The following is a 24439-nucleotide window of genomic DNA, read 5'->3' on the forward strand; positions in this document are numbered from 1 at the left end:
TTGGACGCAGCTGACTTGCCATAAGCTATCCGTCTTCATTCTTTCATCCGGCAACAATGCAACTGCCCAACCAGCACAGCACATTGCTCAGGCGCAGCACGCACGAGGCTGTGTTCCTGGCGTCGTCCATGATCGACCGCTGCGCCGAAGCTGCGCGTGTGACGCTGGAAGAAGCAGAAAACAAATCCACGATTCCCTTGCAACGCCAGCAGCTGGCCGACGCCATGGTGGCGCTGGCCCGTCATCGCGCCAAGATGCGCACGCGCTTTCCATCGCGCATTGAAACGGCCATCAACCACGCGCTGGAAGCCATCAAGGACACGGACCTCAACCCCGCTCCCCGTCCCTCCAACCTGGCTTCGCTCGAATCAGTCACGCTCATGGCCGAAGCAGAGGTTTCGCAGTTTGTGGAAACCTCCCGCTTGCAACAAACCGTGCTGCCCGTGGTGGAAGACCGGCTCACACGGCTGGACACGCTGATGAGTTCCGCCCTGGGCCTGCCCGTGGTGCGCGCCGACCTCAACCCCATGCGGCCCGAAGTGCTGTGCGGCGCGCTCATGGAAGTGATTGAGGAGCTGGGCGAGCCGCCCGAAGCGCGCAACCTGATGCTGCGCCACCTCACCCGTCCGTTCGCCGACGAACTCAACCGCCTCTACGAAGTCATCATCAGGCTGCTGGAAGAAAAAGGCATCCAGGAAGCGCGCTACCGCCTGCGTCTGACCCCAGGCGCTATGCAAACGGCCAGCAACATCATGCCTTTGCAGGCCATGACCGGCCCGCTGGGCCAGGGCATGGCCAACCTCGCCGCAGGCGCTCCCATGCAAGGGCAGGCCCAGGCTTTCCAGATGCCCGCCATGGCCGATCTGGCCAGCGCCGAACCCGCCGTGCCCTACAGCATGGTGCACGACTTCCTCTACCAGCCCCAATGGGTGGCTCATCACGACGCGCCCCTGCCCCCCAGCTACTACGAAGCCGTGCGGCGCGAAATGCAGACCTGCGCCGCTGTGGCCGCCTCCACCCCCATGCCCAGCGACCGCGAGCTGTACGCCGCCCAGCAAGAGCGCCGCGCCCTGCCCGTGATGGAGCGCCCCCCGCAAGAGCTGGACGTGCAGGCCGTGCTCCCGCAAAAAGTGTGGGGCGAAGTCGCCTCGCCGCAGGCGCGCACGCAAACGCTGGTGCAGCTCAAATCGCAGGCCAAGAAAGTCAGCCAGGTCATCGGACTGGACGCCGTGCGCGCCCTCATCGACCAGGTGGCGGGCGATGTGCGTGTGCTGCCCCCCGTGCGCGAAGCCTTCGTGGCGCTGGAGCCTGCCCTGCTGCGCCTGGCCATGAGCGATCCGCGCTTCATGGGCGACGAAACCCATCCGGCGCGCCGCCTGGTGGAAAGCATCGCCCAGCGCAGCTTCAAATACAACGACGAATTCTCAAAGGAATTTGCCCAGTTCATCGAACCCGTGCGCCGCGTGGTGCGCGAGCTGGACGCGCAAAAAGACGCCACCGCGCACGACTTTGACAACCACCTGCAAGACCTGGAAAGCCGCTGGGAAGAAGAAGACCAGAGCGACAGCGCCAGCCACAAAAACGGCCTGCAATCCATTCACTTCGCGCATGACCGCCAGGCGCTGGCCGACAAAGTAGCCTGGGGCTTCAGCCTGCGTTCAGACGTAGAGGGCGCGCCCAAAATCGTGCTCGACTTTCTCTACAACACCTAGGCGCTGGTCATCGCCCACGCGCAGCTCACCGACACGCGCGGCCAGCTCGATCCCGGCGGCTATCTGGCCGTCGTCACCGACTTGCTGTGGAGCGTGAACCACGAAGCGGCCATGCGCCAGCCCGCGCATCTGTTTGAAATCGTGCCGCACATCGTGCAAACCCTGCGGCGCGGACTGGAAATGCTGGGCCACGACCCCAAAGACTCCAACCGCTTTTTCGACGCCCTCATGCGCTACCACAAACCCGTGCTGCGCCTGCGGCGCGTGCGCTCGGCGCTGGACGCCGAAGCCTCCGGCGCGCCCACATCCAGCATGATGGACCTGAACGATGACCTGCCCGACGCGGCCGAAGTCGGCCAGGGCGGCTCCTCATTCGCCGAACTCAAGGCCGACACTTCCGAGCAGCCCTGGCTGGCCCAGCGCGAGCTGGCGGCAGCCGGCTTCATGCCCAGCAGCAGCCCTGAACTGGAACCGGCTGCAGCCGCCACGCCCGGCAAGGCCAGCGCGCCCAGTCCCGCGCGCGACCAGGCGGGCGCCGCCGCCACGACGAACGCCGCCGCGCCGGGTGCTGATGACGACGAGCAGCAAGCCCGCCACCGCGCCGACCTGGCCCGCCTGCGCGAAGACACCTGGGTCGATCTGTTCTCGCACGGCGAGTGGCTGCGCGCCAAGCTCACCTGGACCAGCGGCAACGGCTCGCTGTTCATGTTCGTCAGCCACGGCGGCCAGCCCCACACCATGACGCGCCGCAGCTGCGAGAAACTGCTGCGCAACGGCCACCTGCGCCTGGTCGATTCCAGCGAAGTGGTCAACAAGGCGCTCAGCGAAATGAAAGACCGCAAAAAGCGCCGCCGCGCCACCGCCGCAGCCTGAAAAACGCCGCAGACGTGCGGCGGCAAGGCGCTTTTCAAGCCCGCCCCGGTTCAATAAGGCCTGGTTTCGCTCCTCGTTCCATAGCATGATGTCCTAGTGGATACAGCGCGAAATGGGTTTTTTGCCCCTTGAATTCGCTCCTCTTTCTGAATCCAGGCGAGAAGCCATGCGGCGCAGGCGCGGCTCTTCCGGCAGACCGCTTTGCAAACGCCGCCAGGAAAACACGGCAGAGCAAACGCACAGCGGCCCAATCCGCCCGCCACCCTCGTCCAGAAACTGTGCGGAAACGTGGTTTTCGCCTCCTTGAATTCGCTTCTGTTGCTGGTTCCATCGGGCGCGCGTCTGAAGGGCTTGGCGGGCAGCCTGCCAGCGCTTCACGCCTTGCCGCGCGCCTGCCAGGCTTGCTGGTCCAGCTCGGCGGACAGATCGGCATAGATGCGGTAGCGGCTGGGGCTGATGGCCTGGCTTGCGCTGCCGTCATCCGCGCCCTCGTCATGCACGGCGGCGCGCACGCCGCAGCCGGGTTCGTGCAGGTGGGTGCAGTTGTAGAAGCGGCATGCGCCCAGGTGAGGGGCGAAGTCGGGCATGAGGCCGGCCAGCTGCGCGGGGGCGATGTGGCGCAGGCCGAATTCCTGAAAGCCCGGGGAGTCGATAAGCGCACTGGTGCGGGCGGCGTCCAGCCAGTACCAGGTGGTGGCGGTGGTGGTGTGGCGGCCGCTGCCCAACGCCTGCGAAATTTCGCCCGTGGCGGCGCGGGCATGGGGAATGAGGGCGTTGATGAGCGTGCTTTTGCCCGCGCCGGAAGGGCCAAGCACGAGGGTGACGCGGCCTGCCAGATGGGCGGCGGCCAGGGCTTGCGGCGTGAGGGCGTGCATGGCGGCCGCGCCGGGCGCCGCGGCTGGCGCGGCCGCCAGCGGCAGCACGGTGCAACCCATGCGGCGGTAGGGAGCCAGGCGCAGCCAGGCGTGGGAGAAGGCGGCGGCCAGATCAGCCTTGTTGAGCGCGATGAGAGGGGTGATGCCTGCGGCCTGGCAAGCGATGAGGGCGCGGGCGAGCTGGTGCTCGGAAAAAGCCGGCTCGGCGGCCAGCAGGATGAGGGCCTGGTCAATATTGGCGGCGAAGGACTTGGTGCGCATCTCGTCCTGCCGGTACAGCAGGTTGCGGCGCGGTTCGATGCGCTCGATGCAGCCTTCGTCTTGCGAGGCTTGCCACAGCACGCGGTCGCCCGCCACGGCCTGGCTTTTCTTGCCGCGCGGGTGGCAGATGACGCGCTGGCCGTCCGCCGTTTCCACAACGCAGTGGCGGCCGTGGCTGGCGATGACGAGGCCGCTTTGCAAGGCGGCGGAGCCGGCAGGCGGACTCTTGCGAGGCTTCATGAAACAAAATGCCCGCCGGGCAGGCGGGCGTCAGAGCGTTTTTTCGCAGTGGGTTTTATTACTTGCGGCCCTTTTTCTTTTGCGCGGGAGCGCATTCCTTGAACAGGATTTCGTCTTGCGGCGAGGTAATCATGATGCCGTCCGTCTTTTTGTATTCCTTGATGGTCAGGGCGGGCGCCGTCAGGCGCCAGCCTTTGGCGGAGACGAAAAATGAATCCACGTGGTCAGACTTGGCGTCGTCATAGGCCAGCGTTTGCCGCTGGCCTTTCACGGCGAATTCGGCCTTGACGGGAAAGCCCGTTTCATCATTGAACACGTAGGAAACACTGATTTTCTTGCCGCCCTGGCAAACGTAAGGCACGGAGCCGGATTCAGCATGGGCGGATGCAGCCGCCGTCAGGGCGCAAATGGCCGCAAGAATGAATTTGCATGGTTTCATGGTTTGAACTCCTTGGACATGAATGAACAGAAAAAGCGGAAAACCGCCGTTTTGAAAATCAGGCGGACGCTGCCGCCTGCGCCGCCCGCTCCATCAGGCGCTCCAGATGGCCGATACGCTCGCTGGCGGGCGGGTGCGAATAGTAAAAGCGAACATACAGCGCGTCTGGCGTGAGCGTGCTGGCATTGTCTTCATACAGCTTGACCAGTGCGCTGACGAGGCAGGCGGCGCTGCTGTGGGCGGCGGCGAAGGCATCGGCCTCGAACTCGTGCCTGCGCGAGAGGGCTGCCATGAGCGGCGCGGCAAACAGGCCAAAGACCGGCGCAGCCAGCATGAACAGCAGCAGCGCCAGCGCGTGATTGGGCACGCTGCCGCCCAGCGCGGGCGGCAGGTTGGGCGTGACGCCCAGGCCCGCGTAAAACCAGCCCTGCTGCATCAGCCAGCCCAGCAGCGCCAGCGCCGCCAGGCTCAGCGCCGCCACGCAGGCCATGCGCTTGGCGATGTGGCGGCGCTTGCAGTGGCCCAGCTCGTGGGCCAGCACGGCCTCCACTTCATCTGGCGTGAGCTGGCTCAGCAGCGTGTCAAAAAACACCACGCGCCGCGCCGCGCCAAAGCCCGTGAAGTAGGCGTTGCCGTGCGCGCTGCGGCGGCTGCCGTCCATCACGAACAGACCGCTGGCGGCAAAGCCGCAGCGCTGCATCAGGCCGGTGATGCGCGCCTTCAGCTCCTCATCGGCCAGCGGCTCGAAGCGGTTGAACAGCGGCGCAATCAGCGTGGGGTAAATCACCATCATCAGCAGGCTGAAGGCCAGCCACAGCGCCCACAGCCACAGCCACCACAGCGGCCCGGCCTGCGCCATCAGCCACAGCGCCAGCGCCGCCAGCGGCAGGCCCAGCGCCGCGCCCACCAGGGCCGATTTCACGTGATCGGCCAGCCACAGACGCAGTGTGCTTTTGTTGAAACCAAAGCGCTGCTCAATCACGAAGGTCTGCCAGGCGTCAAACGGCACGTCCAGCAGGGCATTGATCGCCATGAACGCCGCCAGCAGCGCCAGCGGCTGCAAAAGCGGGCGCGGCCCCAGCCACTGAAGCAGCAGGGCGTTGAGCGCGTCCAGCCCGCCCAGCAGCGTCCAGCCCAGCAAAATGAGTGCGGCTGCGCCGCCTTCCAGCACGCCAAAACGCAGCTTGGCCGCCGTGTAATCCGCCGCCCGCTGGTGCGCCGCCAGCGTGATCTTCTGCGCAAAGCGCGGCGGCACCGCGCCGCGCCGCAGCGCCACCGCCCGCATCTGCCGCAGCGCCAGCCAAAAGCGCAGGGCCAAGTGCAGCAGCACGGCAGCGGCAAACACATAAGTCGCCGCCAGGGCGGGCGTGAGATCGGCAAACACGGCGTGGGAAAACTTGTAGCGCGAAAAGAAAAGCGGCGAGTGTAGGGCGCGCCGCCCGGCCTTGCTGCCCGGCCAGGCGGCCCTGCGGGCAAACGCCGCAGAAAGCGCGGCTACAGCTCGCTGAAGAAATTCGCTCGCCACCTTCATCGCATTCAGCGCGTGAAAAGCGTCTGTCTTTCGCGTCTGTTTTTCACCCGCCTTTCCGTGCGGAAAACCTTTGTGCGCGCCAGGCGCCAAATGCGTGCCGGCGCTTATCCTCGGCAAATATGACCGAACCCCCTGCCGCCGAATCACCCGATGCCCCACAGCCCAGGCGCGGCACGCGCACCGGCTTTACCACGGGCGCGTGCGCCGCCGCCGCCGCGCGCGCCGCCGCGCTGGGGCTGGCCGCCGGCCAAGTGCCCGCCGAAGTGCAAAGCCTGCTGCCAAACGGCAGCCGCGTGCGCTTTGCCGTGCGCGACGGGCGCTGCGATGCAAAGGCGCAGACGGCGCATGCCGCCATCACCAAGTTCGCAGGCGACGACCCTGACTGCACCGACGGCGCCCTCATCACCGCCGACGTGCGCGTGCTTCCCGGCCAGGCCGGCGCCATCATTTACCGTGCGGGCGCGGGCGTGGGCACCGTCACCATGCCCGGGCTGGGGCTGGAAGTGGGCGGCCCGGCCATCAACCCCGTGCCGCGCGCCAACATTGCCGACAACCTGCGCGAAGCGGCCCCCGCCCTGCTGGCCGAGCATGGGCTGGAAGTGACCATCAGCGTGCCCGATGGCGAAAAAATGGCGCGCAAGACCACCAACGCGCGGCTGGGCATTCTGGGCGGCATCAGCATCCTGGGCACATCCGGCATCGTCAAGCCTTTTTCCACCTCCGCCTGGCGCGCCAGCGTCGTGCAGGGCGTGCAGGTCGCGGCCACGCTGGGGCACAGCCTGGCCGTTCTCACCACCGGCGGGCGCACCGAAACATTCGCCATGCGCATCTTGCAAGCCGAGCGCCCCGGCCTGCCCGCCGCCTGCTTCATCCAGATGGGCGACTTTCTGCGCTACGCGCTGGATGAATGCGTGGCCCAAGGCATCCGGCAAGTTGTGCTGGCCGTCATGGTGGGCAAGCTCACCAAGATCGCGCAAGGCGAAACCATCACCCATGCCAACCGCAACATCGTGGACACCGCATTGGTTGCCCGCGTCGCCCGGCAGATTGGCGCCAGCCCGGCCGATTGCGAGGCCATCGCCGCCGCCAAGACCGCCCGCTTCGGCGCTGATCTGCTCACTGAACGCGGCCTGGGCGCCGCCTTCCACATGGCGCTGGCGCAAGAAGCCATCCGCACCCTCACCGCCCCCGCACGCTATGGCCGCGCCTTCCAATTGCGGGTGCTGGTCTCCGACCCTGAAGGCCGCCTGGTGGCCGACGCGCTCTCCGCCCCCGCCGACGACCGCCCCCTGCCCGCCACGGCAGGCCGCACCGGCATCGGCCATACCCACAGCGCGGATTTCGACACGGAGTAGGAAGCGCAAGCGCGGCCCGCCAAAGCCTTCCCAAGCCTCTCTTCAGGAAAACAGTTTCCAGCCCGGTTTCGGGCATCAGGGGCAAGACCGACCGCAAGGCGAGAAGGCTGCCGCTGAAAAACGGCAAGGGGGCCAACTCCCGCTGACACGGGTGCATCAAAAACAGAAGCAAATTCAATGGGGCAAAAATGCCGTCCTGCGCAGTCTGCACTAGGACATATTGCTATAAATAGAGGAGCAGAATGGCTGCCTGTCCATTCCTCTTTCTTCGCCTGCGGGCAGGTTGTGAACAGGCTTTCAGATGATTTTGGAAAAGCGCGCGCGCGTGCGGTCGGCTTGCAGGTATTTGTCGAACACCATCGCCACGCCGCGCACGAAGAACCAGCCCAGGGGCGTGACCTGGATGCTGCTGTCGCTGATGCTCACCAGCCCTTGCTGCTGCATCTCGCGCATCTGCTCCATTTCGGCGGCGAAATACTGGCGGAAGTCGATGAGGTGAGCCAGTTCGATGGATTCAAACAGCACTTCGCCTTGGCACATGAGGGCCATGATGACGGAGCGGCGCAGGATGTCGTCGCGCGAAAGGGCCAGGCCGCGCGCCACGGGCAGGCGGCCCTGGTCGATGAGGTACTGGTATTCGTCCAGCGTTTTCACGTTCTGGCTGTAGGTGGCGCCCACTTTGCCTATGGCCGAAACGCCCAGGCCCACGAGATCGCAGTCTGGCTGCGTGCTGTAGCCCTGAAAGTTGCGGTGCAGGCGGCCTTGCCGCTTGGCGATGGCCAGCGCGTCTTCCGGCAGCGCGAAGTGGTCCATGCCGATATAGACGTAGCCGGCCTGCATGAAGGTTTTGAGCGCGCTGGCGAGCATGGACACCTTGGCATCGGGCAGCGGCAGGTCAATCATGATGATGCGCCGCTGGGGCTTGAAGCGCTCGGGCAGGTGCGCGTAGGCATACAGCGCGATGCGGTCGGGCCGCAGCTCGCATACCTGCTCCAGCGTGCGGGCAAAAGACTGCGGGTTCTGTTTGGGCAGGCCGTAAATCAGATCGACGTTCACCGAATCAAAGCCGATGCGCCGGGCGCTGGCAACCAGTGCAAACACTTGCTCGGCGGGCTGCACGCGGTGCACGGCTTTTTGCACGTCGGGGTCAAAGTCCTGCACGCCGAAGGAAAGGCGGTTGAAGCCCAGCTGGCGCAGCGACTCCAGCCGTTCGGCGGTGACGGTGCGCGGATCGACCTCAATGGAGTATTCCCCGCCGTCCTGAAAAGTGAAATGGCTGCGCAGCAAGTCCATCAGCCAGGCCAGCTCTTCGTCGCTCAAAAAAGTGGGCGTGCCGCCGCCCAGGTGCAGCTGGCTGACGGCCGCGCCCCGGCCCATGTGCTGCACATGCAGCTCCACTTCGCGGCGCAGCAGGGCCAGATACGGCGCGGCGCGCTCGTGGTGCTTGGTGATGATCTTGTTGCACGCGCAGTAGTAGCACAGCGATTCGCAAAAAGGCAGATGCACGTAGATGGACAGCGGCCGCGCCAGCGCCAAAGCCGCCGGCCCCTGGCGGCGCTGCTCGAGCGCGCGTACGTAGTCATCCATGCCGAACGCCTCCACGAAACGGTCTGCCGTGGGGTAGGAGGTATAGCGCGGGCCGGAGACGTCAAAGCGCCTGATCAGCTCCGGAGTGATGGCTTGCATCGCGGGAAATCCTTTTTTTCTTGTCTGAACGCCGTGCAAAACGGCAAGCGGCTACTGTGCCTTGATGCTGTTTTCCGCGCCTTGACTGCGGTCAATCCGCTCCAGCGCCGTACCGCTTTTGGCAAAAGGGTGAAAAAAGGTGCGAAAAGAGTGAAAAAAGCCCGCCATAAAATCGCGCGCTTTCAGGATTTGACCGCCGCGTGGCGGTTTGCTGTTGTCCCACATGCCGCCGCCCCCTTACAAAGTCGCCTGCTCCAACTGCAATTTGCGCGAGCTGTGCCTGCCCAGCGGCTTGTCAGAGGCAGACGCACGCAAGCTCGACGAGCTGGTGGCCACGCGCCGCAAGGTCAAGCGCGGCGCGGCGCTGTTCAACAACGGCGCGCCTTTCATGGCGCTTTACGCCATACGCACCGGCTTCTTCAAAACCTGCATCCTCACTGAAGACGGGCGCAACCAGGTCACTGGCTTTCAGATGGCGGGTGAAATCATCGGGCTGGACGGCATCGTGGGCGACCGCCACACCTGCGACGCCATTGCGCTGGAAGACGCCGAGGTCTGCGTCATGCCCTTTGACCGCATTGAGGCGCTCTCGCGCGAAGTGCCAGCCTTGCAATCGCACGTGCACAAAATCCTCAGCCGCGAAATCGTGCGCGAACACGGCGTGATGCTGCTGCTGGGCAGCATGCGCGCCGAAGAGCGCCTGGCCACCTTCCTGCTCAACCTGGTGCAGCGCCTGCACGCGCGGGGCTTTTCGCAAAGCGAGCTGGTGCTGCGCATGACGCGTGAGGAAATCGGCAGCTACCTGGGCCTGAAGCTGGAAACCGTCAGCCGCACTTTCTCGCGCTTCGTGGAAGAGGGGCTGGTGCAAGTCAAGCAGCGCCACGTGCGCATCCTCAACACGGCGGGTCTGCGCAGCATCGTCAATGCATCAGCCTGCCGGTGAGGCAGGCTGCGCCCGCCCTGAGAAAAGAGCGAATCCGGATGGCTTGGCAAGGCATACCCCGTTCGATAGTCACTGAAAGTGGCTATCAGAAAAAGAGATCAATGAGTGATTAGCCATCACGGACGAAAAGTGCTGGCCCATGCGGTCGCCTACAGCGGCTGGATGCCGCCTGCATAGCTGATGGCAAAGCCGCGCTTGCGGTAGAAGGCGGCGTAGGTATAGATCTCGCAGGACTCGGGCCCCGTCTTGCGGTAGTAAAGAGGCCAGCGGATTTTTCCTTCGATGCGGTATGTTTTCCCTGCGTACACGCTGCCGTCACTGATGTTGGGGATGGATTCAGGAAAGGGGCCTGTGCGCGCCCACAGCATTTCGGTAAGAGGCACGAATTGCGCGTCTATTTCCCGCTGCGAGAGATGGATGAAATGCCGGGCGCACAACACCAGTGCCACGCTGATCCAGCACACGGCGGCAATCTCCGTCAGTCGCCGCTCGCGTATCGGGATGTAAATGCCTGCGAAAATGGCCCCTAACGACAGCCATCCCGTCACGACCAGCCAGGTGGCCACCAGCGGTCCGTCCGCCACCCATTCCGTATCCGTGTAGCGGGGAATCCAGGCCCAGCCTATGAACGCGACAGCCAGTCCCAGTGTTTTCAGGAATTTGCGCCATGACATACCGTGCAGACCCTCGTACGAAACATGATTTGAAGAGTAACCCGAGTCGCAGCTCAAAACGCGCTTCCAGCCTCAGCGACGATGAAAAAACACCGCCTGTGCTGGCTTTGCTGCTGACGGGCGGCATTCTGATTTTGATGGCCATTGGCTATTCCTTCTGGATTCAACAGAAGGCAGAGACGGCAGAAGGCCCGGAAATTTTCTGGCACACGCCGCATGACGATGAGTTTTTCAAGAAACTGGAATTCAAGGATCTTGGGGAACGTGTCGTTTTCACTTCGCCCAGCTTTCCGGAAGGCATATCGATTGACCGCGTGGAGCTTGCCTTTGCGGATGAAGCCAGTTTTTACGGAATGCCGGCGGTGGACGTGAAAAAACGGACAGGTTCTTTTCCCGGCCTCAGGCTGTCATGGCCAGCCGAGCAGGATTTTCCGGGCGAGCGTGTGAAAAACACCTGCGGTTTGCAACATGGCAGCTCCCTCGTGGAGGTTTTGCAACCCGTTTGTTTGCACGCGGACTACTCAGTTTACGAAGGCAACAGCGATGACGCAGTCGTGGAAGCCATCTACACGGGCGGCCGCACGACGCTAGGCATACGCAAAGACAGGGACGAGCAAGGCGAAGCCTACCGCGTGGCCAGTCATTTTTATCAATGGGGCCGTTTCGTTACTGCTGAAATCAGGGGGCAGCGGCAGTGGCTGGGCTGGATTTGCAATCCGAATATCCTGAAGAAACTGAACCGGGAACACGGCATCCCTGATGATGGAGAAGGCGTGGCAATCTTGGATGCAGGCAATGCGCATTGCATGTCGCCGCCAGGCTTTTGGCAAAACCTTTTTTCCGACCGGAACCATACGCAATACCATGACGTGGTATTCCATTGCAGGGTTTCCATGAGAAACCGCTCATATTTAAATTGCATGGCCAGCTTTCTGTTCGGCGGCGAAGTGCTGACAGTTTATTTCCCTTCTGAATATCGCGGCGGCCGGATTCATACAGGCGGTCGTGCCAATGCTGCAGTCTATTACCGTCCGCGTATTGTGGAATCGGCATGGAAACGCTTGCAGCAAATGCAGCAGGAAGGCGCTTCTTCTGAACTGGCGGCGCAGGGCACGCAAAGGCGTTTGCAATGGAGCCAGCGCCACTGCCAGCTCATGATGGAGAGCGTTGGGGCATTGCCACGCCAGCGATATAAACCCATTGAAGACGTGGAGTCCCGCTGCCAGCGCACCCGCCAGCGCTTGATAGCCGCCTGGCACAACGCGGCGGGCAACCAGGCCGCGCGCGAGCATTACAAAAGCCAGGTGCAGGAGCTGGATTCGCAATTGGCAGCGCTGATACAGGCTTCAGAACATTGAGAGAGGCCGTTGCGGCTTCATCCGCCAACAGGCGGATCCAGACGGCGGGCGTCTTGTTCACTATTTGTCTGGGCGAGATTCATTTAGGCATTGCACAAGGCCTGCCCGATCAAGCTCAACAAGCTGCTGAGCGACAACGACAAACAGTTCACCGACCGGCTGTGCCAAGCGCTGGGCATGGCGCATCGGCTCATCAAAGGTCAGTGCTCAAGAGCAAAACGCCGATGCAGGCCATGAAACACTGACTTCAGACGCATCCGCATCTATTCCACAGGCGGCCTACGATCGTCCAAGGTACGCCAGGTAGGCGCTCACAGTGCGGATCCGATGCGCGCTGCCAGGAATGCTGCTTCCTGCCCAGATACATCAAAAACAGGAGCGAATTCAAGGAGCTTAAATACCGCTTTGCGCTGGTTTCACCAGGACGTAATGCTATGAATAATGAAGCAAAAACACAGCCTGCGCCGCGCCCGCTCCGCTTGTTCCGCCTTTGCGGCGCCAGATTGCGGGCGAGCTTTCAGCGCCCGGCGCTGCACCCGGCCACCGGGGCTTCGCGGTCGGGCAGCAGGCCGCCTTCAGTGAAGAAGCGCCACTGGCCGTCGCGCAGCACGCGCCATGCGCCGCAGCCTTGGTCTTCAAAGCCGTCAAAGCCAACGGCGTCGGGCATGGGCGTGCCGCTGTCGTCGTAGGCCATGTAGCGGGGGGGGCTGTTGGCTGCCTCGTCTTCGCCGCTGGCGTCCAGCCGCAGCATGAAGTGGTTGGCGTTTTGCGCCACGAGCGCGCCTGGCAGCGGCTCGCCCAGCGGTGTGAGGCCGTTTTGCGGCGTGTAGCTGTAGCGCAGCGTGCGGCCTGCGGCATCGGTAAAGCGCAGGGGCTGGCCTTCGCGCAGGGCAGGGCAGGGCTTGTCTGCCGCAGCGGGCACGCCGCCCGCCAGCAGGGGTTGCAGCGTGGGCGAGAGGTAGTGGCACGTGCCGCCCGTGCGGTCTTGCAAGGCCAGGTAGCGGCGCTGGCCGTCTTGCCTGCGGGCGTCATGCACATCTTGCGCGGCGGGCAGGGTGGTGATGGGGCGGCCATCGGGCAGGAAAAATTCGATGAGGCCGCTTTCTTTGCTACTTTTCTCGCCGCTTTCTTCCTCACCGCTTCCGGCAGGGCGCTGGGCCAGCAGCAGCCAGATTTTTTGCGGCTGCCCGCTTTCAGGCAGTGCTCCCACGGCGGCGTAGCGCATGGGTACGGTTTCGCGCAGGGTTGCCAGCGCCAACAGGCCCGCCGCGCCTTGCTCGTTGGCCACCGGTTGCAGGCCAGACGCCGCAGGCACGGGGTGGCTGCGAGCCAGGCCGCTTTCAGCCGGTGCGGCCAGCCAGGCGCTGCGGGCCACCACGCGGCCTTGCTGCACGCGCATGAAAACCGTGCCCCGCCGGGCGTCACCCAGCGCCAGCGTGAGCGCGGCGGGCGGCTGCCCCTGCCCGGCATAGCGGCCGTTTTGCCAGGCGCTGGCGGGCAAGGCCGGCAGTGCAATGCGCAGCGGCTGGCTGTAAGACTCGCCCAGCAAATCCTGCCCATGCGGACTGAACAGGCGGCGCTGGCCGTCCCGCACGGCCTCAAAACCCATTGCCGCGCCGCCCAGCGGCACGGGCGCGATGCTGTCAAACACCCCCGCGCGCGGCGCGGCGCGCAGCACGTAGCGCAGGCAGCCCTGTGCCGTTGGTTCAGCCCGCACGCGGCGGTACCAGCTCAGATCGGCAGCGCTGCCGTTGTGCGAGCGCAGTTCCTTACCCGTGTAGGCATCGGCCGCGCAGGGTGCAAGCTCCTGCGCGGGCGCTTGCGCCTGGGCTTGGGCGGCGCAAAGCAGGGGAGCCAGTAGCAATAGGGAGCGAAGAGAAATGGGCATGACGCAAAAAGAGCGCTGAATGACGCGAACGAGCATACCCGCATCAAGATAAGCGCCAAAGCCGTGCAAACCACAGTCAAAAAGCCATGAATCGCGAAAAAACGCAATTGACACGAGCGTCTGCGCTTATTGCCGCACTTTTTGTTTTGGAAAAACGGGAATGATCCGCGCCCAGAATCAAAAAAGCGGATTGCCGCGCGGTCAGAAATTTTGAAAACAATTTCTCCGCGCAAATTTCTCCGTACGAAACAAATGGCATCACCCGCGCCGCAGTGCGGCACCAGTTCTCGCAGGCAAAGACATGCGGAACTCAAGCGGCGGCCCACGCTTGCCGTCTGTCTCTGTTTTCGTTTTCTCGTATCAGAACGAGAGCGGATTTGGGGGGCAGAAATGCCTTCTTGCGCTGATTGCTCCAGGATATCCAGCTATGAATAAAGGAGCGAAATACGGCGCGAAACGAAATGCGAGGTCATGAGGCGAGGATTGGACGTCTCGCAGCCGGAGCGCCATGCGGCCCAGCGTTGCTTGGGCGTATTGAAAACAGAAGCGAATCTAATGAGACAAAAACTTCGTTCGCCTCCGTTCCAGCAAGAGTTTGTTCAAAGTCCGGCCGTGGAATCGGAAAGCGCGGTCTCGGGCGCTTTTGCAGCTTGCCGATTTCAGCATGCTGCAAGGCTTGCCTGTGCCTTGCAGCCCATTCCGATTGGCTCTTTCACCCTTCATGGCCAGATCATGAACGGGTTCTTGACACCAGCTTGCGGTTCATCCCCTTGGCTTTCCAGGCCCTCATGAGCAGAAGGCGCTGAACGGGCTTTCAGAACTCGTAGCTGGCCTTGAGCATGACGGCGCGCGGCGAGCCGGGCATGGCATTGGAGCGCCAGTATTTTTTGTTGGTCACGTTTTGCAGGGCCAGGGTGAAGTTCCAGGGCGCGGCGCTGTAGCCGAGCAGCGCGTCCAGCCGGGTGAAGGCGGGCAGGCCGTGTTCTTCGTTTTTGTCGTAGTAGTAGCGCTTGCCGATGTGCGTCAGGCCCGCTTCGGCGAACCAGGGGCGCGGGGCGTAGCGCACGAACAAGTTGCCATTGACGCGGGCGGTGTTGGTCAGGTAGCGGCCTTCTTCGGCGCGGTTTTGGCGGTTTTCAACGATCTTGGCGGACATTAGGCCCAGCGAGCCGCGCACGAACCATTGCGGGTGCACGCGGCCCATGACGTTGAGTTCGACGCCGCGCGAGCGCTCTTTGCCGCGTACGGCCCAGCGGGTGAGGTCGTTGGGGGCGGGGCGGTAGCGGATGTTGGTGTGCTCCAGGTTGTAGAGCGACAGCGTGGTGCTGAGCTTGCGGTCCAGCCAGTCGCTTTTGACGCCCACTTCAATCTGGCGCGATTGTTCGGGGTCGGTGTTGAAGGTGGCGGGGTTGGCGGTGGCGTCCACGGTCAGATAGCCGTTGCCGCCGTAAGGGGCGAAGCTGCGGTTCCAGGCGGCATAGACGGTGTGGTCGGCGTTGATGTCCCACACCACGCCGACGTTGGGGCTGAAGGTGCTGCCGTCGTATCCGCTGCTTTGCTTGCGGATGTTGGTGGAGCGGAATTTGTAGCGGTCGTGGCGGCCGCCTACGAGCACTTTCACGTCGGGGCGCAGGCTGATGAGGTCTTGCACGAACAGGCCGGAGGAGTGGGCGCGGTGGTGGTTGTCCAGGGTGGCGGCCGGGCGCGGATTGAGGCGGCCCCAGGTGCCGGGCGCGGCGAAGGGGTTGATGGGCTGGTCACGCCGGGTGCTCAAGAGCGGGTCGCGTTTTTCGCGCGACCAGTCCAGCCCTGCCGTGAGCTTGTGCTCGATGGCGCCGGTGGCAAAGCGGCCGTTGAGCGTGAGGGCGCTGCTGAGGGTTTTGTTGGCCGTTTCCTGCCAGGCGTAGTTCTGGCCCAGCAGGCGCGTGGCGGCGTCGTATGTGCCGCCAAAGTAGTGGTCGAAGTCTTGCGAGGCGCTGCGGTGCGCCAGCTGCCAGCGCAGGTCCCAGCTGCCGTTGATGGCCCAGGCCAGGTCAGAGCGCAGCACGCTCAAGTCGTCTTTGACGAAGTCGCCCGGGCGGGCAAAGCCCCGCCGCCAGGACAGGCCCATTTGCTCATACACGTGGCGGTCGGGGTTGCGGTCGGGCACGCGGCGGGCGCTGTCCCAGGTGTATTGGCCCGTCCATGAAAGATTGCCCGCGCGCACGGTGACACTGGGCGAGAGCATGCGGCCGCGCGTGTTCACGGTGGAGCGGAAGGAGTTGGCTTCGCTGGCTTCGCCCGTCAGGCGCACGGCCACGTTCGGGTTGATGACCTGGTTGATATCGACCGTGGCGCTGCGGTTGGCCCAGGAGCCGTAGGCCAGGCCCACGGTGCGCCGCTGCGTGAAGTTGGCGAACTTGCTGACCATGTTGATCACGCCGCCGCCGCTGCTGCGGCCATACAGCACGGAAGAGGGGCCTTTGAGAATTTCCACGCGTTCGATGTTGGCCGTGGAGCGGCGCACCTGGCCGCTTTCGCGGATGCCGTCGCGGTAGATGTCGCTGGCGTCGGCGGAGAAGCCGCGAATCTTGATGCTTTCGCCGCGCATGTCATACGTGGCGTCAATGCCCGCGTTGCCTTCCAGAATGGAGCTGAGGTCGTTGGTGCCGTAGTTCTTGTTTTTCTGGATGTCCAGCACGTCCACGGCCTGCGGCGTTTCCTTGATGGTGAGCTGGTTGCGCGTGACTTCGGCCTGGTCATAGCCGATATAGCCCTTGGTCACGCTGTTTTCCGATGTGCCCGTGACATACACCGTGGGCATGGTGGCTTCGTATTCGTCTTCGGCCGGTTCGTTTTCAGTGAGAGCGGCCTGGGCTGCCGCGCGCGCCTTGCCGGCAGGTTCTGCGCGCTGCGCCTGCTGCGCTTGTGCAGAGGCGGCCATCAGCGCCAGCACGGCCAGCGTCACGCCCGAAAGGCGGGAAAAAAGAAGCGAAGAGTTCATATGCATGAGCGAATGAGAGTGATTGAAAATTTGAATCATATTTTTTCTTGATGTAAATCTGACGTGCAAGGTTATTTTTTGTGTTGCTGGCGCGGCGCGGACAGCGTCAGCGGCTCGCTTAATGCTTGATGGCTTGATGAATGGCCTGATTGGCGGCCAGCAGGGCTGCCGTGGGGTCAGCGGCGTACAGGCTTGTTCCTGCAGCGCGCCAGCACGGCTTGCGTCAAGGGTCGAATTCGGATGGCAGATTGCATCAAAAAAAGGAGCGGATTCATGGGGCCAAAAATGCCATTTACCGCAGTTTCCACCAGGACCTCCTGCTATGAATCGAGGAGCTAATCCAGAGGCGAAATCAGGAGAGAAATGAGCGCGGCCGTTCAGCCCCGCCTACCCGGCGCGCATTTCAGGCTGGCTGACCCTCATGGCCAGAACGCGGCCAGGTTCTCAAACGCCTTGGCGGGCCGCGCTGGCCGGGGCGTTGCCGCGCCGGGCGGCGCGGGCCTGCCAGAGCGAGCGGGCAAAGGCGGCCGTGAAGGCCAGGCCCAGCAGCACGGCAATGGTGGGCGCGGGGGCGCTGTCGAGAAAGAAGCTGAGATACACGCCCAGCACGGAGCAGAGCACGGCGGCGGCGCACGAGAGGCACAGCATGCGGCCAAAGGTGCGCGCCAGCAGCAAGGCGGTGGCCCCCGGCACGATGAGCAGGGCGATGGCAAGAATCAGCCCCACGGCTTGCAGCGAGGCCACGACGGTGAGCGAGACGGCGGCCAGCAGGCCGTAGTGCAGCGCGGCGGTGTTCAGGCCGCTGACGCGCGCCTGCACGGGGTCAAAGGCGTGCAGCAGCAGATCGCGCCACTTCAGCGCCAGGGCGGCGGCCACGAGCAGGGCGACGGCGGCGCTTTGCAGCAGCTCCGGCGCGGCCGCACCAAGCAAGTCGCCCAAAAGAATGTGGTCCAGATGCACGCTGCTGCGTATCCACGCATGCAGCAGCAGGCCCAAGGCAAACATGCCGGAAAACACCACGCCCATGAGCGTGTCCTGCCGCACGCGGCTGCGGGTGTGCAGGTAGCCGGTGAGCGTGGCGCACAGCAGCCCGGCCACGAAAGCGCCAGCGGCCACGGGCAGGCCGAGCATGTAGGCGATGACCACGCCCGGAAAGACGGCGTGCGAAATGGCGTCGCCCAGCAGCGCGTAGCCCTTGACGACGAGCAGGCACGACAGCAGCGCCGCCGGCACGGCGGCCAGCGCGGCCAGCAGCAGCGCGTGCTGCATGAAGTCGTATTGCAGGGGAGCGAGCAGGAAAGAGAAAGTGGCGGTCATGACGGATGCCGCAGGCGCGGCGCGCGCGGGCTGCTGGCGGCCTTGCCGTGGGCAAAGCCAGTGAAAGAGACAGAAAAAGGGGCAGGCGGCGGGGCTTTTATCGCTCCTTGATTCATAGCATGGCCTCCCCGCCAAATAGGCGCAAAAAGGCTTTTTTGACCCATCAAATCTGCTCCCTTTTTTGATGCGTTTTCATGAGCAGCTGCGGGCTGCCGCCGGCGCATCCGCCTTTGAAGCACTGGCGCGGGCGCGGCGGCGCGCAGCCAGCAGGCCGTGGCGCGGGGCAAAAACAAACGCCAGGGCAAAAAGCGCGGTTTGCAGCAGCACGATGACGGCGCCGGTGGCCCCATCCAGAAAGTAGCTGGCCCAGGCGCCGATCAAACCGCTGGCAACGCCAATGGCGGTGGCAATGGCGGCCACGCGGCCAAAGCGGTCGCTCAAAAGCCAGGCCGTGGCCCCCGGCGTGATGATGAGGGCGATGACGAGAAAGGCCCCCACGGCCTGCATGGCGGCAATGGTGCAGGCGGCCAGCATGGCGAAAAAGCCCGCCTTGAGCGCCGTCACGTGCAGGCCCACGCTGCGGGCGTGGCTTTCGTCGAAAAACACCGCCAGCCAGTCGCGCCACTTCAGCAGCAGTGCCAAAAAAGTGAGCAGGCTGATGGCCACCAGCTGCGCCAGATCGAGCGGCGTGATGGCCAGCACATTGCCCAGCGCAATGGTCTGGATGCTGATGCCCGCCGGCGCCAGCGAGATGATGAACAGGCCCAGCCCCAGAAAGGTGGAAAACGTCACGCCTATGACCACGTCCTGCTTGAGCCGCGTGCGGCTGTTGATGAGCAGCATCACGCCCGCCGCCAGCGCGCCGGAGAAAAAGGCCCCCAGCGAGTAGGGCAGCCCCAGCAGATACGCGCCCGCCACGCCGGGCACGATGGCGTGCGAAATGGCGTCGCCCATGAGCGACCAGCCGCGCAGCATGAGAAAGCACGAGAAAAAGGCGCACACGCCGCCCGCCAGCGCGGCGGCCAGCATGGCGTGGCGCATGTAGGCGTAGCCCAGCGGCTCGGCCAGCAGGGCGCAGACGGCAGCCAGGCTCATGGCGCGCCCCCTGTGCCCGCATCAGGCTGGCCGCGCACGGATGAGCGCCCGTGCAGCAGCACCAGCGGGCGCTCGTCGTCGGTGACGATGCCCACGCCTTGCGCTTGCGGCAGCTCGAAGTGGCGCAGCACGCCGCCGAAGGCGCGCTCCAGATTGGCGCGGGTGAACACCTCTGCCGTGGGGCCGCAGGCCAGCACCGTGCCCTGAATGAGGGCGGTGCGGTCGCAAAACTCGGGCACGCTGCCCAGGTTGTGCGTGGACACGAGGATGACGCAGCCTTCATCGCGCAGCTGGCGCAGCAAATCGATGATGGCGCTTTCGGTCTTCACATCCACGCCGGTGAAAGGCTCGTCCAGCAAGATGACGCGGGCCTGCTGCGCCAGCGCGCGCGCCAGAAACACGCGCTTTTTCTGCCCGCCGGAAAGCTCGCCAATCTGCCGCCCGGCCAGCTCAGACATGTCCACCCGCTCCAGCGCCTGCCGCACGGCGGCGCGGTCGGCCTGGCGCGGCAGGCGCATGAAACCCATGTGGCCGTAGCGGCCCATCATCACCACGTCTTGCACCAGCACGGGAAAGTTCCAGTCCACTTCCTCGCTTTGCGGCACATAGGCCATCAGGCGCTGGCGCATGGCCTGCGCCACGGGCAGCCCCAGCACCTGCACCTGCCCGGCCGAAAGCGGCACAAAGCCCATGACGGCCTTGAACAGCGTGGATTTGCCGCTGCCATTGATCCCCACCAGCGCGGTGATGCTGCCCGCAGGCGTTTCAAAGCTGGCGTCGCGCAAGGCCGTGTGGCCGTTGGCATAAGTCACGGTCACGCCCCGGGCGCAAATGCCGCTGCTGGCGGTCCTGTTGCTGGCGGCAGGGGCGGCGGCGCTGGCGGCTTGCGTCATGGCTGGCCGCCCTGCTGCTTTTTGAGGCCCTCGGCCAGACCCTGGGCGATCGTGCTGCTGGTCACGCGCAGCAAGTCCAGATACGTGGGCACGGGGCCGTCTGCCGTGGTGAGCGAATCCACATACAGCACGCCGCCGTAGTGAATGCCCGTCTCGCGCGCCACCTGCTGCGCGGGCTTGGGCGAAATGGTGCTCTCGCTGAAGATGGCGGGCGCCTTGTGCTGGCGCACCATCTCGATCATGTGGCGCACCTGCTGCGGCGTGCCTTGCTGGTCGGCATTGATGGGCCACAGATACAGCTCCCGAAGGCCAAAGTCGCGCGCCAGATAGCTGAAAGCGCCCTCGCTCGTGGCCAGCCAGCGCGCGCCGGGCGGCAGCTTCTCCAGCTCGGCGCGGATGGGGGCGATGGCCGCCTGAATGCGCTGCTTGTATTGCTCGGCATTGGCGCGGTAGGCATCGGCGTGCGCGGGGTCGTGCGCGGCCAGCGCATCGCGGATGTTGTCCACGTAAACCAGCGCGGCGGCGGGCGACATCCACGCATGCGGATTGGGCTTGCCCTCGTAGGGGCCGGCGCCAATGCCGATCGGCTCCACGCCTTGAGACACCACCGCCTGCGGCACGTTTTTCACGCGGCGGAAGAACTTTTCAAACCACGTCTCCAGATTCAACCCGTTCCACAGCACCAGCTGCGCGCCTTGCGTGCGCGCCAAATCGCCCGGCGTGGGCTGGTATTCGTGAATTTCCGCGCCGGGCCTGGTGATGGACTCCACCTGCGCCGCATCGCCCGCCACATTGCGGGCCATGTCGGCAATCACGGTGAACGTGGTCACCACCTTGAATTTGGGCGCTGGCTGCGCCGCCGCTGGCGGCAGCCCAAGAGCAAGGGCCGCCGCGAAAGCCGCCGCGAAAACCCTTGCGCCAGCGGCAGTCAGCGCGGCGCGGCGGCCAAGGCGTGAGCGGCGCAGGAAAGCGGAAGAAGTGAACATGCATTTGCCTTTCTTTGTTTGTACAGATGAGAACAGATGTCAATTTATCTTAGGCTCAAATGAAATGCCGCCACTGGCGGCGCCAAGGGCGCTCAGCCCTTTTCCTCCGTGGTAAAAGCGCGGTCTTGCCGCCGTGCATTTTTCCACTTCACTCTCCAAAGGGGCTTTTTCATGACTTGGCTTTCCCGCTTTCAGCCGCAGCTGCTGGCCCTTTTGCGCATCACCGCCGCCTACATGTACTTCTGGCACGGCACGGCCAAATTCTTCGGCTACCCCACGGCGATGGGGCATGTGGAGCTGCTGTCGCTCATGGGCGCAGCGGGCGTGCTGGAAATTGGCGGCGGCCTGCTGCTCATGCTGGGGCTGTTCACGCGGCCCGTGGCCTTTTTGCTTTCCGGCCAGATGGCCGTGGCCTACTTCATGGCCCACAGCCAGCCCAGCATGTGGATGCCGCTGCTCAACAAGGGCGAATCGGCGGCGCTGTTTTGCTTCATCTTCCTGTACCTGGCCGCCGCAGGCGGCGGCGCGCCCTCGCTCGATGGCCTGCTGCGCCGCAAACGGGCTTGAGCTGTTCCTGAGAGTTTTCACAATCTGCCAGTGGTGCGAAAAGCGTGGACTTAAGGCGCTCTGCGGCATTGCAAATCCCCAGCAGGTCAGCGCTGTTTGCGGTTTGTTGCTTTGCAGCTCATCTCGATCTGTGCTTTTTGCCCCTCACGGCCAGATTCTGAACGGGTTCTAAAAGCGATCGGCATTTCACGACTGGTTTGTGGGCGGCAAAGTCAATAAAAGCGTGCGGCGGAGGCGTTTCGAGGGCCTGAATCTGCTCTCAAAATAAGGAAAAATGCGCCAGGCTCGGCCGCGCTGCGCCTTTGCGCCTGCAAGCAGGCCGGTACGCATTTTCCGGAAAACCGGAATATGAGAAGCTTGAAAAGTGTGGAAATATTTTCGCGGGCAGGTTGCAATGAATAGGGTTATTTGAGCTGCCGGTGCCATCGTTGACAAGCTTGCCGCCTGTGAGCGGTTTTATTGACAGGAAAAACAAAATGATTGGACTGATCGCCTTGTTCACGCTCATCGTCCTTTTCAGGACTTTGATTGCCGTGAGCAAATGGCTGACTCGCGGGATGACGGGGACGCCTGCCGCGATATTTTTCACGCGCCTGGCCATTATTTTTGGCTTTTTTCCGCTGGCGCTGTCCGACGAGATCATTGGCGCCATGCAGCATGCGTATTGGTGCAAAGCATATGGCGTCAAGAGCGCCGATTTGTCAAGGGCGAAGGGAAAAGAAGTCATCATGTATTACGATTTAGATAGCAAATCCATGCCATTTTCAGCGATTTCAATTGAAAGGTACAATATTGTTCTGAAGGATGCAAAAACAAATGAAGAGCTTGCGAAATACCATACATATGGCGCCACTTCTGGCGGGTGGTTCAAGAAATATATAGTGTGGACGGACAGCCAGCCGATATTTGCCGGATCCAATTGCAGCGAAAAGCGTTTATTTTCCCGCGAACAAATCACGGTTGTGAAGTGGGAATATGATTGAAATGCGGCATTTGCCGTTCGCCTGCGTGAATTCATGGCCGCTTGCGCAAAAAACATTCAAAAAGCCTTGCTTTTCGGCCATCGGCAAGGAAAGTATTTTTTCGGGGAATGAAGCCTGAATGGCCCCCGGCTCATTGAAACCGCCAGCAAACTGCAATCAGGGGCTTTTCAGCCCCTGTTTTGCTTTGGTCGGCCCATGAATGGCTTGCGCCAGCGCCCCGCAAGCCTTTTTGCTCCTGCTTTGATAGCAGCCAAGCCCGTGAAACCGTGCGATGGAGGCGTTTTTTGGGGCTTTGATTTGCTCCTAGAAAAAAGAGCGTTCAGGCCAGCGGCGGGTTGGCGGCGAAGTAGTTGCGCACGCCCACGAGCAGGGCGTCGGCCAGGCGGCTTTGGTAGGCGGCGGTGCGCAGCTTGCGCTCTTCTTCGGGGTTGCTGATGAAGGCGGTTTCGACCAGCACGCTGGGGATGTCGGGCGCGCGCAGCACGGCAAAACCGGCGCGCTCCACTTGTTTTTTGTGCAGGTGGCCGACTTTGTCCATTTCGCGCAGCAGGGCATGGCCGAGCTTGAGGCTGTCGGTGATTTGCGCGGCGGTGCTCATGTCCAGCAGGGCGCGTTGCAGGTGGGGGGCACGGCTGGCGGCGGCAATGTTGATGCCGCCCACGGCGTCGGCCTGGTTTTCTTTTTGCGCAAGCCAGCGCGCGGCGTTGCTGCTGGCGCCGCGCTCGGAGAGGGCAAAGACGCTGCCGCCGCGCGCGCCGGGGTTGGTGAAGGCGTCGGCGTGGATGCTGATGAACAGGTCGGCGCCCACGCTGCGGGCCTTGTGCACGCGGGTGTTCAGGGGCACGAAGTAGTCGGCTTCGCGCGTGAGAAAGGCCCGCAAGGGGTAGCGGCCGGCGGTGCTGGCGTTGAGGCGGTCGCGCAGATACAGGGCGATGGGCAGGACGACGTTTTTCTCGTTCGTGCCCGCCGGGCCGGTGGCGCCGGGGTCTTCGCCGCCGTGGCCGGGGTCGATGGCCACGAGCAGCATGCGGCGTGGGCCGCCGCGCGAAGACGGGGCGCTGCCGCGCGCGGGCGGGCGGATGCCGGGCGCGCCCGCGCTGGCGACGGTGCGGTCAGGCTCGGGCCTGGGCGGCGGTTTGATGCCGATGCCGTCTGCCGAGGCCACGGCGGTGGAGGGAGCGCCGGGTTCGCGGTATTTGCTGGTCTGGCGGGCGATGAGTTCGGCCAGGGGGTCGTGCTCGTCGGCCTGCGCCACGTGCACGCCCGTGGCCGGCGGCGTGGGCTGGCCGGGCGGCGGGGCGGGAATGGGCGGCTGCGCGCCGCCCTGGCCCAGCTGGGCGAGCAGCATTTCCATGGGGTCGGGCGGGTTGGCCGGGTACAGGTCGAACACCAGGCGGTATTTGTAGGCGGCCACGGGGGTGAGGGTGAACACTTGCGGTTCGGTGGCGCGCTTGAGGTCGAACACCAGCCGCACCACGTCGGGCGTGTATTGGCCTACGCGCACGCCGGCGATGTTGGGGTCGTCGCTGCGCACTTTGCCCACCAGCTGCTGCAAGGCGGCGTCGAGTTTGAGGCCGTCAATGTCCACGGCCAGGCGCGGCGGGTCTTCCACGGTGCGGTGGCTGGCTTTCAGGGGCGCGTCAGACTCGATGGTCACGCGCGTGTAGTCCTGCGCGGGCCACACGCGCACGGCGATGATGCCCGCGCCTTGCGCCAGTTGCGGCGCGCCCAGCAGCAGGGCCAGGGAGCTGCCTTTTTTGAGGAGTTCGCGGCGTTGCAT

General features: G+C 64.0%; 21 protein-coding genes and 1 pseudogene. 8 read left to right on the forward strand and 14 right to left on the reverse strand.

What is annotated here, in order from left to right; all coding sequences use genetic code 11:
- The first annotated feature begins 56 nt into the window (after window positions 1-56).
- Both QB898_RS00905 and QB898_RS13535 read left to right on the forward strand, forming a co-directional pair.
- The gene (locus QB898_RS00905) at window positions 57-1712 is read left to right on the forward strand and encodes a DUF1631 family protein (protein ID WP_279523430.1); all 1656 of its coding nucleotides are present in this window, start codon (window positions 57-59) and stop codon (window positions 1710-1712) included.
- A gap of 63 nt (window positions 1713-1775) precedes the next feature.
- Window positions 1776-2585, forward strand: coding sequence for a DUF1631 family protein (locus QB898_RS13535; protein WP_279523488.1), 810 nt, complete (start codon window positions 1776-1778; stop codon window positions 2583-2585).
- A gap of 374 nt (window positions 2586-2959) precedes the next feature.
- On the opposite strand, the gene rsgA is transcribed toward QB898_RS13535, so the two are convergent.
- From rsgA to QB898_RS00925, 3 genes are read right to left on the reverse strand one after another with little or no spacing between them, the layout of a single operon-like run.
- Entirely contained in the window at window positions 2960-3961 is a 1002-nt protein-coding gene (gene rsgA, locus QB898_RS00915) for a ribosome small subunit-dependent GTPase A (RefSeq protein ID WP_279523431.1), read from the reverse strand.
- 58 nt (window positions 3962-4019) lie between these two features.
- On the reverse strand, window positions 4020-4400 hold the full coding sequence (locus tag QB898_RS00920; protein WP_102282853.1) for an ACP-like domain-containing protein: 381 nt from the start codon (window positions 4398-4400) through the stop codon (window positions 4020-4022).
- A 58-nt stretch (window positions 4401-4458) separates the two neighbouring features.
- Window positions 4459-5784: a M48 family metallopeptidase gene (locus tag QB898_RS00925; protein ID WP_279523432.1), complete on the reverse strand. Its 1326-nt coding sequence runs from the start codon at window positions 5782-5784 to the stop codon at window positions 4459-4461.
- A 266-nt stretch (window positions 5785-6050) separates the two neighbouring features.
- Here QB898_RS00925 and QB898_RS00930 point away from each other — a divergent pair, with 266 nt between their 5' ends.
- Window positions 6051-7286, forward strand: a complete 1236-nt coding sequence (locus tag QB898_RS00930; protein WP_279523433.1) for a cobalt-precorrin-5B (C(1))-methyltransferase — start codon at window positions 6051-6053, stop codon at window positions 7284-7286.
- Between the two features lie 297 nt (window positions 7287-7583).
- Here the strand turns inward: QB898_RS00930 and hemN are convergent, their stop codons facing one another.
- Both hemN and QB898_RS00940 read right to left on the reverse strand, forming a co-directional pair.
- Window positions 7584-8972 carry an oxygen-independent coproporphyrinogen III oxidase gene (gene hemN / locus QB898_RS00935; RefSeq protein ID WP_279523434.1) on the reverse strand — a complete coding sequence of 463 codons (1389 nt, stop codon included), beginning with the start codon at window positions 8970-8972 and terminating at the stop codon, window positions 7584-7586.
- A gap of 51 nt (window positions 8973-9023) precedes the next feature.
- On the reverse strand, window positions 9024-9197 hold the full coding sequence (locus QB898_RS00940; RefSeq protein ID WP_158241594.1) for a hypothetical protein: 174 nt from the start codon (window positions 9195-9197) through the stop codon (window positions 9024-9026).
- Here QB898_RS00940 and QB898_RS00945 point away from each other — a divergent pair.
- Window positions 9196-9915, forward strand: coding sequence for a helix-turn-helix domain-containing protein (locus QB898_RS00945; protein WP_279523435.1), 720 nt, complete (start codon window positions 9196-9198; stop codon window positions 9913-9915). The genes QB898_RS00940 and QB898_RS00945 overlap by 2 nt on opposite strands.
- A gap of 149 nt (window positions 9916-10064) precedes the next feature.
- Here the strand turns inward: QB898_RS00945 and QB898_RS00950 are convergent, their stop codons facing one another.
- Window positions 10065-10589, reverse strand: a complete 525-nt coding sequence (locus tag QB898_RS00950) for a hypothetical protein (protein WP_279523436.1) — start codon at window positions 10587-10589, stop codon at window positions 10065-10067.
- On the opposite strand from QB898_RS00950, the gene QB898_RS00955 reads away from it, so the two are divergent.
- Entirely contained in the window at window positions 10583-11947 is a 1365-nt protein-coding gene (locus QB898_RS00955; protein WP_279523437.1) for a hypothetical protein, read from the forward strand. The two genes, QB898_RS00950 and QB898_RS00955, sit on opposite strands and share 7 nt — an antisense overlap.
- 90 nt (window positions 11948-12037) lie before the next feature.
- Window positions 12038-12160: pseudogene (locus QB898_RS13365) on the forward strand (IS481 family transposase); the annotation flags it as partial.
- A gap of 304 nt (window positions 12161-12464) precedes the next feature.
- On the opposite strand, the gene QB898_RS00965 reads toward QB898_RS13365, so the two are convergent.
- The 6 genes from QB898_RS00965 to QB898_RS00990 all read right to left on the reverse strand — a co-directional run bounded on the left by QB898_RS00965 (window position 12465) and on the right by QB898_RS00990 (window position 21109).
- Complete coding sequence (locus tag QB898_RS00965) at window positions 12465-13835, reverse strand: hypothetical protein (RefSeq protein WP_279523438.1); 1371 nt, start codon at window positions 13833-13835, stop codon at window positions 12465-12467.
- A gap of 814 nt (window positions 13836-14649) precedes the next feature.
- Complete coding sequence (locus tag QB898_RS00970; protein WP_279523439.1) at window positions 14650-16818, reverse strand: TonB-dependent receptor; 2169 nt, start codon at window positions 16816-16818, stop codon at window positions 14650-14652.
- A gap of 444 nt (window positions 16819-17262) precedes the next feature.
- A complete protein-coding gene (locus QB898_RS00975) occupies window positions 17263-18135 on the reverse strand; it encodes a metal ABC transporter permease (protein ID WP_050716050.1) in 873 nt (290 codons plus the stop codon).
- 192 nt (window positions 18136-18327) lie between these two features.
- Complete coding sequence (locus tag QB898_RS00980) at window positions 18328-19230, reverse strand: metal ABC transporter permease (protein ID WP_279523440.1); 903 nt, start codon at window positions 19228-19230, stop codon at window positions 18328-18330.
- Window positions 19227-20123, reverse strand: a complete 897-nt coding sequence (locus tag QB898_RS00985) for a manganese/iron ABC transporter ATP-binding protein (RefSeq protein ID WP_279523441.1) — start codon at window positions 20121-20123, stop codon at window positions 19227-19229. Before QB898_RS00985 ends, QB898_RS00980 begins: the two co-directional genes overlap by 4 nt.
- On the reverse strand, window positions 20120-21109 hold the full coding sequence (locus tag QB898_RS00990) for a metal ABC transporter substrate-binding protein (protein WP_279523442.1): 990 nt from the start codon (window positions 21107-21109) through the stop codon (window positions 20120-20122). Before QB898_RS00990 ends, QB898_RS00985 begins: the two co-directional genes overlap by 4 nt.
- A gap of 171 nt (window positions 21110-21280) precedes the next feature.
- Here QB898_RS00990 and QB898_RS00995 point away from each other — a divergent pair, with 171 nt between their 5' ends.
- Window positions 21281-21676 (forward strand): DoxX family protein, encoded by a 396-nt coding sequence (locus tag QB898_RS00995; protein ID WP_279523443.1) that lies wholly within the window; start codon window positions 21281-21283, stop codon window positions 21674-21676.
- A gap of 259 nt (window positions 21677-21935) precedes the next feature.
- On the opposite strand, the gene QB898_RS01000 is transcribed toward QB898_RS00995, so the two are convergent.
- Window positions 21936-22178: a hypothetical protein gene (locus QB898_RS01000; RefSeq protein WP_279523444.1), complete on the reverse strand. Its 243-nt coding sequence runs from the start codon at window positions 22176-22178 to the stop codon at window positions 21936-21938.
- Between QB898_RS01000 and QB898_RS01005 the strand changes: the two genes are divergently transcribed.
- Window positions 22171-22659 carry a hypothetical protein gene (locus QB898_RS01005; protein ID WP_279523445.1) on the forward strand — a complete coding sequence of 163 codons (489 nt, stop codon included), beginning with the start codon at window positions 22171-22173 and terminating at the stop codon, window positions 22657-22659. The two genes, QB898_RS01000 and QB898_RS01005, sit on opposite strands and share 8 nt — an antisense overlap.
- Before the next feature lie 319 nt (window positions 22660-22978).
- Here the strand turns inward: QB898_RS01005 and QB898_RS01010 are convergent, their stop codons facing one another.
- The gene (locus QB898_RS01010) at window positions 22979-24439 is read right to left on the reverse strand and encodes an N-acetylmuramoyl-L-alanine amidase (RefSeq protein WP_102282844.1); all 1461 of its coding nucleotides are present in this window, start codon (window positions 24437-24439) and stop codon (window positions 22979-22981) included.

The sequence above is a fragment of the Ottowia cancrivicina genome, assembly GCF_029813755.1.
Taxonomy (GTDB): domain Bacteria; phylum Pseudomonadota; class Gammaproteobacteria; order Burkholderiales; family Burkholderiaceae_C; genus Ottowia; species Ottowia massiliensis.